The 14283-nt window shown below is 62.0% G+C and carries 10 protein-coding genes; 2 read left to right on the top strand and 8 right to left on the bottom strand.

From position 1 onward, the window contains the following. The first annotated feature begins 62 nt into the window (after positions 1–62). Together QYQ93_RS01650 and QYQ93_RS01645 are read left to right on the top strand one after the other, a co-directional pair. Positions 63–2225: an outer membrane assembly lipoprotein YfiO gene (locus QYQ93_RS01650; RefSeq protein WP_338476140.1), complete on the top strand. Its 2163-nt coding sequence runs from the start codon at positions 63–65 to the stop codon at positions 2223–2225. Further along, complete coding sequence (locus QYQ93_RS01645) at positions 2222–2926, top strand: DUF3142 domain-containing protein (RefSeq protein WP_338476139.1); 705 nt, start codon at positions 2222–2224, stop codon at positions 2924–2926. Before QYQ93_RS01650 ends, QYQ93_RS01645 begins: the two co-directional genes overlap by 4 nt. 191 nt (positions 2927–3117) lie before the next feature. Here the strand turns inward: QYQ93_RS01645 and QYQ93_RS01640 are convergent, their stop codons facing one another. From QYQ93_RS01640 to QYQ93_RS01605, 8 genes are all read right to left on the bottom strand, one after another. Next, positions 3118–3702: a hypothetical protein gene (locus QYQ93_RS01640; protein WP_052501138.1), complete on the bottom strand. Its 585-nt coding sequence runs from the start codon at positions 3700–3702 to the stop codon at positions 3118–3120. Between the two features lie 105 nt (positions 3703–3807). Then, positions 3808–5250, bottom strand: coding sequence for an efflux transporter outer membrane subunit (locus QYQ93_RS01635; protein ID WP_338476138.1), 1443 nt, complete (start codon positions 5248–5250; stop codon positions 3808–3810). Then, the gene (locus QYQ93_RS01630; protein WP_338476137.1) at positions 5247–6305 is read right to left on the bottom strand and encodes an HlyD family secretion protein; all 1059 of its coding nucleotides are present in this window, start codon (positions 6303–6305) and stop codon (positions 5247–5249) included. The genes QYQ93_RS01635 and QYQ93_RS01630 overlap by 4 nt, the downstream gene beginning before the upstream one ends. A gap of 15 nt (positions 6306–6320) precedes the next feature. Continuing rightward, positions 6321–7856, bottom strand: coding sequence for an MFS transporter (locus tag QYQ93_RS01625; RefSeq protein WP_338476136.1), 1536 nt, complete (start codon positions 7854–7856; stop codon positions 6321–6323). Positions 7857–8074: 218 nt separating this feature from the next. Continuing rightward, complete coding sequence (locus QYQ93_RS01620) at positions 8075–8995, bottom strand: LysR family transcriptional regulator (RefSeq protein ID WP_043049190.1); 921 nt, start codon at positions 8993–8995, stop codon at positions 8075–8077. 239 nt (positions 8996–9234) lie between these two features. After that, entirely contained in the window at positions 9235–10599 is a 1365-nt protein-coding gene (locus QYQ93_RS01615) for an HlyD family type I secretion periplasmic adaptor subunit (RefSeq protein WP_057010434.1), read from the bottom strand. Continuing rightward, positions 10589–12745, bottom strand: a complete 2157-nt coding sequence (locus QYQ93_RS01610) for a type I secretion system permease/ATPase (RefSeq protein ID WP_043049200.1) — start codon at positions 12743–12745, stop codon at positions 10589–10591. The genes QYQ93_RS01615 and QYQ93_RS01610 overlap by 11 nt, the downstream gene beginning before the upstream one ends. A gap of 41 nt (positions 12746–12786) precedes the next feature. Then, the gene (locus QYQ93_RS01605; protein WP_046070313.1) at positions 12787–14142 is read right to left on the bottom strand and encodes a TolC family outer membrane protein; all 1356 of its coding nucleotides are present in this window, start codon (positions 14140–14142) and stop codon (positions 12787–12789) included. Positions 14143–14283 lie beyond the last annotated feature (141 nt).

The raw sequence follows: 14283 nt of genomic DNA, 5'->3' as shown, positions 1-14283 counted from the left end.
AGCGCGCGTCAGGATCAGGCTATTATTGGCTTCCTCCAAGGACCAAGGATCAAGGACACGTCATGCGCATCGGTTTTTTGTCACCTCTGGCACTGGCCCTGCTGGCCGGTATTTCCCTCCAGGCCCAGGCCAGTTCCGACGACTCGTGCTACCCCGACTGGCGGGTTTCGCGTGACAGCCTCGAACCCTGCAGCAACCAGCCCTTTCTCAGCCCGGGCAACGACAGCCGGGTCAACCTGCGCCTGCTGCTGGCCGACAAAAAAGCCGCGCCGCTGACCCCCAATGCCTTGGGTGAAGATGACCTGGCCCAGGGTTTCGGCCCGGTGCCCTTCCCGGTGTATCGCCTTGTACCCCCACCAGCCACCGGTGATGAGCCTGACAACCAGCCAGATGATTCACGCACGGCCGAACTCGACGCCCTGCTCCAACCGCTGGGCATCAAGCGTGAGGAATACAAGACTGCCGGTGAAGCGTTCCTGAATGGCGAAGGCAGCCGCTGCCGCAGCAACAGCGATGACAGCGCCACGGCGTTTATCAGTCAGGTGATCAAAGCCGATATGCCGCCAGCCGAGCGCGACTTGCTGGTGAAAGCGCGCTTACAGTTGTTGACGACCTGTGACTTCACCGGCCAAGTGGTGGACGCGCAGTTGACGCCCTCGACCAATGCCCAGCTGTTTCGCACCTACCTGCAGGCCGCCGCCGATTTCTACGGCGGTCGCTTCATTTACGCCGAGCGCGGTTTCGCCGCCGCCGCGACCAGCGATCTGCCTTGGCTGAAAGAGACCGCGCTGTACATGACCGCACGGACCTCGTTGAACAGGGCCCAGGCCGAAGCCTTCGATGAATACGGCATGCCGCAACGCGAGCATGTGGATAAAGCCGCCTTGAGCGACGCCGAAGAAGGCTTTCTCGGTTACCTGAAATATTTTCCGCAGGGTGATTACGTTGCGTCCGCCCGCGGCCTGTTGCGCCGCGTGCATTGGCTGGCGAACGACGACGCCAAGCTTGCAGAAGACTTTACCTGGCAATTTACCGAGGCAACCAACGCCCAGCGCAATGTGAGCATCGACGAGTTGGTCGAAGAAGCTGACCTCAAGTTGCTGATGGTCGGCAACAAATCGGCAAACAGCCCGATGCTGCAGGTGGTCAGCGACCTGATGGCGATGCGTGCTCATACGCCGCCGCTCCTGAGCCGAGAAGACCTCGACAACCAAAAGAGCACCTTCGCCAACGAGCCGGCCTTGTTCGACTATCTGCAAGCGGCGTATGCCCTGTACGTCGAGCATCAGCCCGACAACGCCTTGAAGCACCTGCCCGACAGCGTGCCGTCGAGCCTCGACTATTTCGCCTTCAGCCAGCAGACCCTGCGCGCCCTGGCCCTGGAAGCCAAGCAAGACTGGCAAGGCGCCGAAGCCCTGTGGCTGCAATTGCTGCCCCTGGCCAAGCAGCCGTTGCAACGCGACCAACTGGAGCTGGCCCTGGCGATGAACTATGAGCGCAGCGGCCAACTGGCCAAGGTGTTCGCCGCCGACTCGCCGATCAGCGCCAAGCAAGTGCGCTACATCCTGCTGCGCAACGTCGCCGGCCCCGACCTGCTGCGCCAGCAGATCGCCAACGCCAGCGACCCGACCGAACGCCAGAGCGCGCAATTCGTGCTGCTGTACAAAGACCTGCTGCACGGCCAGTACGCCACCTTTGCCGATGACCTCAAGCAAGCCTCGCTCGCTGACGACAAGCTCGGCACCAGCCTGGGCTACACCTACACCAGCGGCCAGTCCTTGAAGCTGTTCCAGTGGAACGGTGACAAAGCCGAATCGGGCTACGCCTGCCCAAGCATCGCGCAAACCGCCGCGACCTTGCAGGATGAGGCCAAAAACCCGCACGCCTTGAACTGCTTCGGTGAGTTCATCCTGCGCAACGGCCTGGACGGCATGCCCCTGGAACAACCCCGCGCCGCCGGCAGCCTGGGCAGCACCGCCTCGCAGTTCAAGGGTGAAACCTTCTCGCGCCTGGACGGCTACAAACAGGTGATCGCCAATGCCAAGGCGCCGAAAACCGACAAGGCCTATGCACTGTTCCGCGCCATCAATTGCTACGCGCCGGCAGGCTACAACAGCTGCGGTGGCGAAGACGTCGCGCCCGCGGTACGCAAAGCCTGGTTCCGCCAGCTCAAGACCGGTTTCGCCGACACCCAGTGGGGCAAATCGCTGCAGTACTACTGGTGAAGTCACTGTGGCTGGGTTTGCTGTTGCTGGCAGGCCCGGCTTTCGGTGCGGTCGACGCCCGCGACTACGACGCCTTCTGGCTGTGGAGCGGCGTCACCCCCCAGCCGGTGATCAAGCAGGCGAAAACCCTGTACATCCTCCAGGGCCAGATCAACTCTACTCGCCGCGCGCCCCAACGCGGCGTGCAACTGATCGCCCAGGGCATCAGCGTACCGCGCATTACCCAAGGCGAAATCTGGGTGGTCTACCGCGCCCACACCCTGCACTGGCCGGAACAGGTCTACACCCAACTGCTCGGCCAGGTGCAACGCTGGCGTGACGCGGGTAACCCTGTGGTTGGCATCCAGATCGACTTCGACGCCCGCACCCAATACCTGCACGAATATGCCGACTTCCTGCGCGACCTGCGCCGACGCTTGCCTGCCGACCTGCGCTTGAGCATCACCGGCCTGATGGACTGGAGCAGCAACGCCGACCCGGCCGCCATCGCCCAGCTCAAGGGTGTGGTGGATGAAGTGGTGGTGCAGACGTATCAGGGGCGGCACAGCATCCCCGACTATGCCGCGTATTTGCCGCGGATGAATCGGCTGGGGATGCCGTTCAAGGTCGGCTTGATTCAGGGAGGCGAGTGGCAAGCGCCGGGGTATTTACAGGGAAGTAAGTGGTTTCGAGGGTATGTGGTGTTCTTGCAAAACCCGTGAAGGCTGAATATCAACTGTAGGAGCGAGCTTGCTCGCGAAAGACGTGAACGATAATGCAGCGTTATCAGATAGCCCGCGCCGCCGATACGTTCTTCGCGAGCAAGCTCGCTCCTACAGTGGGTGAGGCTCGCAAGTTCATCGCCAGTTTCACGCCGGCGAGGTGCTCAGGTCGTTGCTCAAGGTCGCTTTTATCACTGCTCCACAACGAACGCCCCCAGGCCGAGCGCGGAGCTGATCGCAATCACCCAGAAAGACACGCCGATGCAGATCCAAATACCGTTGGCCCACGTTAGGCGGTGGTTGGCTTGGCCTGTCGAATCATTTTCCAAGTGGTTCACCGCGTGCTGAATCTGCACGCTCATCGCGACCTGCGCGATTGCAAAGCACAGGCCCACCTTCAATGCGGTAAGCGACGAGACGAACCACACATAGGTAAAAGGCAGGAAAGCGCAGATTATCCAGCCAAGCACAAAGCAGCGAGGCCACCACCGATAAGCCGGGTCTTTCAGATCAAGCGCCTGCTTGATTTTCATCACCAGCGCATAAAGAAAAAAGATCGAAAAAAAGGCTCGAACAATCGGCAGTACACGGGCCCCCGTTGCGGCGCGATAAGCACTCCAATGTTTGTATAACCAGTAAAACGTATAGAAGCCTTGGGACAGCAGCACCATCAATACCAACTTGCGCGGTGCGACGATAAAAAAGGTCGATGCGCCAGTTGACGGCGTTTTGAGATCAGCTTGGGGTGCTGCATAGGGGTTTTCAGATATGAACATAAGGACGACTCTTGAGGGCAGTCCCGCAAGATTAATGCTCATGTTCCTGGCTATTGCCCCTATCTCGAAAACAGGAACATTCCTACGCTCGACTTCACACAATCGTTACTGAGCGACTTGCAACGGGTACATCGACTCCCACCCTCCTCCCAGCGCTTTGTACAAACCGACCATGGCCAAGGACACGCTGGTTGAGCTTTCCACCCATTGCTCCTGCGTCGCCAGCAATGCGCTTTGCACGGTGAGGACGTTGACGAAATCCACCACGCCTTCGACGTACTGATGTTGCGCGGTGGTCAGCGCGATCTGGTTCTGGCGCACGGCTTCGGCGAGGCTGTCGCGGCGTAGTTGACTGGCGTTGTAGCGGGTCAGTTGGTCGTCGATTTCATGCCAGGCGCGCAGCACGGTTTGCTGGTAGGCAAGGGCCGCTTCCTGTTGCTGGGCTTCGCGCAAATCCACCATGCCTTGCAGGCGCCCACCGTTGAACAGTGGCAGGCTTAATTGCGGGCCGAGGGCAAATGCGCGGGAGCCCCAGGAGCCGAAGTCCGACAGTTGCATGGCTTGGGAGCCGAGGCTGCCGGACAGGGTGATGCGCGGGTAGAAGTCGCCCTTGGCCACGCCGATGCTGGCGGTGGCGGCGTGCAAGCGCGCTTCTGCCTGGCGGATGTCGGGACGGCGTTCGGCCAGCTCCGAGGGCAGGCCGATGGCGACCTGGCGTTGGGTTTGCGGCACAGGGGCGTCCTTGGACAGCTGTGCGTGCAGGGCCTGGGGCGGCTCGCCCATCAGCAGGCTCAGGGCGTTGATCAGTTGGTCCTGGCGCTGTTGCAAGTCCGGCAGGCGCGCTTCAATCGCCGCGACCTGGGCGGCGGCTTCGGCCACGTCCAGGTCGGTCGCTACGCCATCAGCCAGGCGCAATTGCGAGAGCTTGAGGCTGTGACGGGCCACGTCGAGGTTTTGCTCGGTAACGGCACGGGTGTTCTGCACGCCGCGCAGTTGGATGTAGTCCTGGGCGGTCTCGGCCAGGACCGACAACAACACGGCGCGGCGGTCGTTTTCGGCGACCTCCAGGGTGGCGTCGGCTGCTTCGGTTTCACGCTTGACCCGGCCCCAGAAGTCCAGTTCCCATGAGGCCGAGAAGCCCATGTCCCATTGGTTGAAGGCCGAACGGCCGTTCTCGCCGGAGGGGTCGTTCAAGCCTTTGCCGCTGTTGCGCTTGCGCTGGTAACCGCCACCGGCATCGACGTTGGGATAGCGTTCGGCTGTGGTCACCTGGCGCACGGCGCGACTTTGTTGCAGGCGGCTGCTGGCGAGTTTCAGGTCGAGGTTATCGCTGAGGGCGCGGCGCGTGAGGGCAGAGAGCTGCTCGTCGTGGAATACGTCCCACCAGCGCTCCTGCAAGGGGTCGCTGACGGCGCGGCTTGCGGCTTGGCGACCCTGGGGCTCGCTCCACTGGCTGACCCGTGGACCTTGAGGCCGTTGGAAATCCGGGCCGACGGTGCAGGCGCTCAGGCTGATGAGGCTCAAGGTGAGCCAGGCGACGTGTTTCATTGCTGGGCCACCTCACGCTGTTGCGCGGCCGGCCGGGTATCGACGCTGGCTTCCACCGACATGCCAACGCGCAAACGCTCGGTCAGTGGCTGGTTCGGCTCAAGCACAATCTTCACCGGAATACGCTGTACCACCTTGGTGAAGTTGCCGGTGGCGTTGTCCGGCTTGACCGAGGCAAAGGTCACCCCCGTGGCCGGCGCCAGGCTTTCCAGATGGCCTTTGAGCAGCTCGCCGTCGAGGCTGTCGACGCTGACCTGCACGGCCTGGCCGGCGTGCATATGGGACAGTTGGGTCTCCTGGAAATTGGCCACTACATAGGCTTGGGCCAGGGGCACGACCGCGAGGATTTTGCTGCCCGGCGTCACATAGGCGCCGACTCGCACCGCGCGCTCGCCGACCATGCCATCCACCGGCGCGACAATGCGCGTGTAAGACAGCTGATAACTGGCCATTTCCAACGCCGCCTGGGCGCGCTTGAGGCCACCTTCGGCCGCATCACGCTGGGCGGTAAGGATTTCTATCTGCTTGCGCTCGGCCGCCAGTACCGCGGTGGATTTGGCCAGCCGGGCGGTGGCCTGGTCGATGCGGGTCTTGGCTTGCTGGGCGTTCTGCACCGTGCCCGCGCCGACGCCGGCGAGGTGGTTGTAGCGATTCAACTCATGTTCGGCGAAGGCCACTTCGGCGCGATCAGCGGCCACCGTGGCCTGAGCCTGGGCGATCACCGAGCTTTGACGCTCCAGGGTCGCGGTGGCGTTTTTCAGTTGGGCCTGGGCCACCAGGGTATCGGCGTCGGCAGCCTGGGCGGCGGCGCGAAAGTCGCGGTCATCGATCAGCGCCAGCAGCTGGCCGGCCTTGACGCACTGATTGTCTTCCACCAGTACCTCTTTGATAAAGCCGGCCACCCGCGGCGCAACCAGGGTGAAATCAGCGGCGACGAACGCGTCGTTGGTAGTCTGGCGCTTGCTGCCCAGCACACCCGGCGCGACCAGGTAAACCAGTACGCCGACGGCAAATACAGCAATAACGGCCACGGCAATTTTGTCTTTGCGTTTCATGGAAAGTCCTTGTGGTCAGGTCGGAGCGCGAGGCGGATAGATCCGCGTGGGCATCCAGAAAATCAGCAGGATCAACGCCACCGCGACACCGGCCATGACGACGTAAAGATCCGACGAGGTCAGCACCACGGTCTGCTCGTGCAAGCGGTGAGCGAGGCCCTGCGCTTCCGTGTCGGCCAGGGGCGAGTTGCCGAGGCGGTCCACCAACATGGTTGAATGGAAATGCCCGCGCTGGGTGGTCAATGTATCCAGCACCGCGGTGGCGATCACAGCGGCCAGGCCCTTGACGGTATTGAACCAGGCCGAGGCGAACGGCCCTTCGATGGGCTGGATGCTGCCGGTGGACAGCATCAGCAGCGGCAACACGGCCATCGGCTGGCCGAAAATCTGCAGCAGATACCAGCCATAAAAATCATCGCGGATCCACGCCGAGGTCAGGTGTGAACTGCCGATGCAGCACAGCACCAACATGCCCAGGCCGATCCCCAGCACCCAGCGGCAATCGACCCAGCGCAGGTTGCACAGCGCCGCCACCAGCGGCAACGCGATCAACTGTGGCAGCGCCATCAGCAGCATCACCGGCGCGGTTTGCAGCGGCCGGTAGCCCTGGACCTGGGCGAGAAAACTCGACGGAATGATGATCACCGAAGTCAGCACCATCAACACGCCGGCCAGCACGATCAGGGCGAAGGCCAGGTTGCGCAGACCGAGCATCTGCAACTTGAAGAAGGGTATTGGCTGCGACCATTCGTTGAGCAGGAACAACACCAGCAACAAGGTGCCGGCACTCAGCAGAAAGGTGATCAGGCCCGACTCGAACCAATCCAGGCGGTTGCCTTGCAACAAACCGATCACCAGCATGCAGATCGCCGGGAACCCCAGCAGCAGGCCGCGCCAGTTGAACTGCTTGAAGCGCTCCAGGCGCAGCGGGTCTTGCGGCAAGCCATAAGCGACAGCCGCCATCGACAGCAGGCACGGCGCGACGATCTGCCAGAACGCCCATTGCCAGCCGACGTATTCGGTCCACAATGCCGCCAGCGGCGTACCCAGGCTCGGCCCGAAGGTAGCGGTCAGGGCATAGCCGGCCAGGCCATAGAGCTTGACGTTGGCCGGCAGGAAACGCAGCGCCACGGTCATCAGCATCGGCGGCAGCGCGCCACCGGCCAAACCTTGCACGGTGCGTAGCAGCAGCAGGCTTTCGTAGTTCGGCGCGAACGGGCACAGGATCCCAAGCACGGTGAACAAACCGATGGCGCACAGCGTGAAGCGGCGCAGGGAAAACGTCACCGAACACCACGGCGCAAAGGCCATAGCTGCCACGGACGTCGCCGTGTAGGCCGCGACCAGCCAGGTGCCTTCGTCAAAACCGATATACAGCGCACCGCGGATATCGGCGAGGGCGACCTTGGTGACCATCTCGTTGAGACCGGACACCAGCACCGCCAGCAGCACGCCGACCAGGCCGATGATGATGCGTGGGCCGAACACGGGCGGGCTTGGAGCGACAGGTTGGGCTGCGGCCTGGAAAGCGGGGGCAGCGAGGGATGTCATGAACAGGTAACTCGGAATGATAAATACCTGAGCAGTTTAATCAGGCTATACCTTGCAAAAAAGTTACTTATCGGAAGCTTATAAGTGCGCCAGGCGCAATCCATGGGTGGGGGGGGCTTGCTCCCGATGGCGGTATGACAGCCAGCTGATGTGAAGCTGATACACCGCTATCGGGAGCAAGCCCCCTCCCACATTTGATTGTGCATGGGTTGAGGTTTTTAGGTGGGTTGGGCTTCGAGCCAGGTGGCGTGGCAACTCTCGCGCATGGTCTCGCGCAGCCATTTGTGCGCCGGGTCTTTGTCGAAGCGTGGATGCCAGGATTGGGCCAATACCAGGGTCGGCAAGGAGATCGGCAAAGGGAATGCGCGCAGTGGCAGGTTCAGGCGTTTAGCGCTCAGCAGCGCTTCCTTGGGTACCGGCATGATCAGGTCGGATTCCGGCAACATGAACATTGCGCCGTGGAAGCCCGGCGCGATCATCGCCACGCGGCGCTCCAGGCCCTGTTCATTCAGCGCGGTGTCGATCGGCCCACGAGCAATTCCACGCCGTGAAATGCTGATGTGGGAATAGCTGGCAAAGCGTGCCGCCGTGATTTCCTCGTCGAACAACGGGTGGTCTTGCCGCGCCAGGCCGACAAAGTTGGTGAAGAACAGGTTTTGCACCTTTACTTCCGGGCTGGCCGGCATGGTGTTGCTCACCCGCAGGTCCAGGCGCCCTTCGCGCAGGGCTTCGTCGTCGGTGTCGCCTTCGGGCACGAAACGCAGCTCGCACAGAGGCGCCACGCGCTCCATGGTGTCGAACAGCCGGCCGCCATACACGCCGATGAAGAAGTCATTGGCGCGCACACTGAAACGACGGCGCAAGGTGCTCAAGTCCACCTGATCTGCCGAGCGAAACAGCAACGCCGCCTGCTCCACCACATTGCGCACCTGGCCTTGCAGCTCCAGGGCCTTGGGGGTCGGCACCAGGCCACGACCGGCACGCACCAGGATCGGGTCACCCACCGCCTCGCGGATACGCGTAAGGGTTCGGCTCATGGCCGCGGGGCTCAGGTTCATCCGCCGCGCAGCGCCAACCACGCTGCCCTCGTCGAGCAAAGCGTCGAGGGCGACCAGCAGGTTCATATCCGGTAGTTGCATGCCAAGCACTCGTGATCGATTGGGAGTGAACTGGGCGCAATCCTAGCAGGCTTTACCGGTTCAGAAAGGCGCATCCCCCTGGATAGTGGTGCGGTACAACTTGCGGCGCAGGTGGCTCGGGCTCCAAGGTGATGCTGATGGCCCTATCGGGGCAAGCCCCCTCCCACACTTGAATTGTGAACGCGGTCAAATGTGGGAGGGGGCTTGCCCCCGATGAGGTCGGCACAGGCGCTGGAGATTTACCGCTCGTGCAACGCCTCGGCCCGCGCCTTGATGATCGGCTTGAGCAGGTAGCTGAGGATGCTTTTCTTGCCGGTGATGATGTCCACCGAGGCGACCATGCCGGGGATGATCAGCAGCGGCTTCTCATCGGTGCCCAGGTGGCTGCGGTCGGTGCGCAGGGTGATCATGTAATAGGTGGTTTTCTTGTCTTCATCGGTGATGGTGTCGGCACCGATGCGTTCGAGCTTGGCCTTGAGGCCACCGTAAATGGTGTAGTCATAGGCAGTGAACTTGACCACCGCTTCCTGCCCCGGGTGCAGGAAGGCGATGTCTTGCGGACGGATCTTGGCTTCCACCAGCAAGGTGTCGTCCAACGGCACGATTTCGACCATGTCGCTGCCTGGCTGGATGACGCCACCGACGGTGTTGACCAGCAACTGCTTGACGATCCCACGTACCGGCGAGGTAACCAGGGTGCGACTGACGCGGTCTTCAAGGGCGCGGCCGGTGGACTCGGCCTTGTTGAGCTCGGTACGGGCTTCGTTGAGCTGGGTCAGGGCTTCACTGCGGAATTTGCCACGGGTTTCGTCGATCTTGCGCTGCACTTCCTTGATCGCCGACTCGGCGCGAGGGATCGCCAGGGTGGTGGCGTCCAACTGGCCGCGGGTTTCCATTTCGGCGCGCTTGAGGCGCAGCACTTCCACCGGCGACACCGCGCCCTGGGCCACCAGCGGCTCGGACATGTTGATTTCCTGGCGTTGCAGGGACAACTGGCTGCGGTACTGGCCCTGCTTGGAGGTGAACTCGCGCAGCTCTTGCTGGCGCTGTACCAGTTGCTCCTGCAAGCCGCCGACTTCGTCTTTCAATTGCTGGCGCCGGCTTTCATACAGGGAGCGCTCGTTGGCGGCCTGGCTCGGCGCGGCCTTGAGCACGTCGTCGGGGATGTTCAGCGGGCGATCGTCCACCTGTGCACTGAGGCGCTCCACGCGCAGTTGCATGGCCAGGCGCAGGGCTTCGGTTTCCCCGGCATTGGAGACAAACCGTGTGTCGTCGAGGCGGATCAATGGCGCACCGGCTTCGACGATCTGGCCTTCCTTGACGTACAGCTCGGCGACGATACCGCCTTCCAGGTTCTGGATTTTCTGCAACTTGGACGACGGAATCGCCTTGCCGTCGCCACGGGTCACTTCGTCGATCTGGGAAAACCCTGCCCACACCACCAGGAACACGAAGAACCCGATGATCGCCCAGATGGTCAGGCGGATGACCCGCGGAGCATCTTCGATCAGGGCTTTGTTGACCTCGGGCAGAGGCTGGCCCTGCAGCGAGTCGGAACCTTTGAAATAGCGCCCGACCGCACTCTTGATGGAGTTAAGCAACACTGATCTGCCCCTTCTTCAACGCTTCCATGACCACGGCTTTCGGGCCGTCGGCGAGAATCTGTCCACGGTCGACTACCAGCAGGCGGTCCACGAGGGAGAGCAGTGAGGCGCGGTGCGTGACCAGCACCACGGTCTTGTTTTGTACCACGGCTTGCAGGCGTTGCTTCAAGCGTTCTTCACCGGTGTTGTCCATGGCGCTGGTGGGTTCATCCAGCAGCAGCATGGGCGGGTTGAGCAGCAGCGCACGGGCCAGGGCGACGTTCTGGCGCTGGCCGCCGGACAGGTTCTGCCCACGCTCGCCGACTTGCAGCTCGTAGCCTTGGGGGTGCAGGCGGGCAAATTCGTGCACGCCGGCCAGTTCGGCGGCTTGCAGGACCATTTCGTCCTCGACGTAGCGCGCCCCGGATACCAGGTTGTCGCGCAAGGTGCCGGCGAGCAATTGGATGTCCTGTGCGACGTAACCAATATTGTGGCGCAGCTCGCTGACGTCGATCTGGCGTACGTCCACGCCATCCACCAGCAACGCGCCGGAATCGGGCTGGTACAAGCCGACGATCAATTTGGCCAGGGAGCTTTTGCCCGAGCCGCTGCGACCAATGATGCCGATTTTCTCCCCGGGCTTGATCACCAGGTTGATGTTTTTCAGCGCAGGGTTCTGTTGGTTCGGGTAGGTGAAATTCAGGCCCCGGCACTCGATGGCGCCTTGCAGGGTGCGGCGGCTCATAGGGCGCTCGTCGAAATTGCGCTCCTGGGGCAGCTCCATCATCTGGTCTACCGAGGTCATGGTGACCTTGGCTTGCTGGTAGCGCGTCAGCAGGCCAGACAGTGAGGCCAACGGGCTCAATGCGCGGCCACTGAGCATGTAGCAGGCAATCAGGCCGCCCATGCTGAGGTTGCCGTCGATGATCTGGTACACGCCGAACACGATCATGATCACGCCGGCCAACTGCTGGATCAGCAGAGTCATGTTCATCGACAGGCCCGACAGCAACTTCACCCGCAGCTCAAGCCGGCTCAGGGTGCCGATGGTCTGTTCCCAGCCGTATTGGCGCTCGCTCTCAGCGTTGTTGACCTTGACCGCGTCGAGCCCGGCGAGGGTTTCGATCAGGCTCGACTGGCGCTCGGCGGCCAGGGCCATGGTGCGTTCCATGGTGGCAACCAAGGGCTTTTGCAGGGCATAGCCGATGCCCAGGGCAAGCGGGAACGCCAGCACCGGCACCCACACCAGGTGCCCGCCGAGGATGGCGATCACCAGGAAGATCAGCAAGGTGAACGGCAGGTCGATCAGGCTGGTGAGGGTCAGCGACGCGAGGAAGTCGCGCAGGCTTTGAAACTCATGGATGTTCTGGGCGAAGCTGCCGACCCGTGCCGGGCGGTACTTCATGGACATGCCGACGATGCGTTCAAACAGCGTGGCCGAGATGATCAGGTCGGTTTTCTTGCCGGCCAGGTCCAGGCACAGGCTGCGCAGGCTCTTGAGGACCAGGTCGAACAGGTACGCGCCGCAGATGCCCACGGCCAGCACCCACAGGGTGGCGGTGGCCTGGTTCGGCACGACGCGGTCGTATACGTTCATCACGAACAACGGCGCGGCCATGGCGATGATGTTGATCAGGAAACTGGCGGCGATGGCGTCGGTGTAGAGCCAGCGCGAACGCATGAGGGTGTCACGGAACCACGACCGCGCCCGTGGAATCAGGCTGCCGTGGTTGACGTCGAATTTGTGTTGCGGCTGGGCGAAGAAGACCTTGCCGATGTAATCGTCGGCCAATGCTTCGCGTTTGATCAGCACTTCGCCGCCGTCGCTTTCGCTGAGCAGGATCCGTGCTTCATCCTCGCCTACCCAGCCGACCAGCACGGTACTGCGACCGTCCTTTAGCAACAGCAGCGCCGGCAATGCAATCGTGGGGATCTGCTCCAGCTTGCGTTGCAGCAGCCGGCCTTGCAGCCCGGCCCGTGCAGCGGCACGCGGCAACAACTCGGCGCTCAAGCGTTGCGAGGGCAGCGGCAGGCCGGTAGTGAGCATGGCCGCGCTGGCCGGCTTCTGATGCAGGGCGCAGAGCGCCAACAGCCCGTCGAGCAACGGGTCGTCATGCAGAGCGCGTGGATCATGACTGAGATGAACTCGACTGCTTTCAGGTTCCACGCGGCGCACTCTCGACTAACAGATGGGGCTATTGGGGTGGCTCAATTCATCCCAGGCAGTTGGACTTTAGGTTTCACGTCGTTCTGTACGACGGAAGCCATTGGTGCGACCACTCCCTGGCTCTTGAGCAATTCACCCATGGTCGCCTTGATTCGGTACTGAGTAAATAACTGAATGTTCTTGATTTCTTCCAGGCGGCGGGAAGCGGTGAACAATTCATTTTCGCTGTCGAGCAAATCCAGCAGGGTGCGTTGACCGAGGCTGAACTGTTGCTGGTAGGAGGTGCGTACACGGGAGCTATGGTCCACATATTGCTGAGCCACTGGCAATTGCGCATTGGCGTTATTCAACGCGTTCCAGGCCAAGCCTAGCTCTTCATTGAGTTGGCGCAAGGCGTTGTTGCGGATATCCAGGGCCTGGTTGGCCTGGTAGGACTTCGATTGCAGGTCGGCCTTGTTGCTGCCACCGGCAAACAGGTTGAAGCGCATGCGCACCATGGCTTCCCAGCCGTTGCTGTGGTTCGGATCACCGGAGACGTTGTTGTCGGCGTTGGTGCCAAGCTCAGCGTCAAAGCGCGGGTAGAAGCTGGATTTGGCGGCTTCGTACTGTTTCTCGGCGGCGGAGATATCCGACTCGGCCGAACGCAGGACCGGGCTGTTGTCGAGCATCTGGCGACGGGCCTCATTCAGGTCTGCCGGCAGCATGGCCATGAACGGCGCCGGGCGCTCAAGCTGGTCGGGCATCTGGCCGACGGCGCTGAGGTAGTTGGTTTGCGCGTCTGCCAGGTTGGTCTGCTCGGTGATCAGGTTGTTGCGGGCCTGGGCCAGGCGCGCTTCGGCCTGGTCCTGGTCGGCACCGTTGCCGACGCCGCGCTGGGTACGCAACTTGATCTGGTCGTAGATGCGTTCGTGATTGCGCAGGTTGTCTTCGGCCAGGCGCACGAACTCACGGCGGGTCAACACTTCCAGGTAGACCTGGGCAACGGTCAATGCCGTACGCTCGGACGTACCCAGCAGGGAATAGGCACGGGCATTAACGTTGGCTTGTTGACGCCCGACTTCGCTGGAGGTGGCGAAACCGTCAAAAATCATTTGCTGCAGGCGCAGGCTGGATTCACCGCGGTTGAGCGTGTCCCAGTGGTTGCCGCTGGGGTTGTTGGCGCGGGAGGTGGCGTTGTCGGTCCCTTGGCGGCCATAACCGGCGTTCAGGTCGACTCGCGGCAGGTAGCCACCTTGTGCGGCGCGCAATTGGTAATCGGCGGCGATACGGCTGTTTACACCCGCCTGGATTTCCGGGTGTACATCCAAGGCCTGTTGCATGGCTTGGGGCAGTGTCTGGGCTTGTACGAAACTGGCGGCGAGAACGAACGGTATTGCCTTGAACAGGTGCAGACGCATTAAAAAATTCCCCAGGACTTCTTGTCTCAAATCACAGCGATGAGTACCGCTGCGTCGGATAATGGCTACCGTAATGACCGTACGTCGGAAAGTTCAAAAAGCGGAACTGCTTCACACATGTAGGACGGTTCGCCGCTTAAA

It is taken from the genome of Pseudomonas khavaziana (genome assembly GCF_036704165.1).
GTDB lineage: Bacteria > Pseudomonadota > Gammaproteobacteria > Pseudomonadales > Pseudomonadaceae > Aquipseudomonas > Aquipseudomonas khavaziana.
The sequence above is the reverse complement of the archived record's forward strand: the minus strand, read 5'-3'. Positions and strand labels throughout refer to the sequence as shown.

What these genes read in the sequence shown, in the direction of transcription:
- QYQ93_RS01650 (WP_338476140.1), top strand. Translation starts at nt 63, where the DNA reads ATGCGCATCGGTTTTTTGTCACCTCTGGCACTGGCCCTGCTGGCCGGT.
- QYQ93_RS01640 (WP_052501138.1), bottom strand. Translation starts at nt 3,702, where the DNA reads ATGTTCATATCTGAAAACCCCTATGCAGCACCCCAAGCTGATCTCAAA.
- QYQ93_RS01635 (WP_338476138.1), bottom strand. Translation starts at nt 5,250, where the DNA reads ATGAAACACGTCGCCTGGCTCACCTTGAGCCTCATCAGCCTGAGCGCC.
- QYQ93_RS01630 (WP_338476137.1), bottom strand. Translation starts at nt 6,305, where the DNA reads ATGAAACGCAAAGACAAAATTGCCGTGGCCGTTATTGCTGTATTTGCC.
- QYQ93_RS01625 (WP_338476136.1), bottom strand. Translation starts at nt 7,856, where the DNA reads ATGACATCCCTCGCTGCCCCCGCTTTCCAGGCCGCAGCCCAACCTGTC.
- QYQ93_RS01620 (WP_043049190.1), bottom strand. Translation starts at nt 8,995, where the DNA reads ATGCAACTACCGGATATGAACCTGCTGGTCGCCCTCGACGCTTTGCTC.
- QYQ93_RS01605 (WP_046070313.1), bottom strand. Translation starts at nt 14,142, where the DNA reads ATGCGTCTGCACCTGTTCAAGGCAATACCGTTCGTTCTCGCCGCCAGT.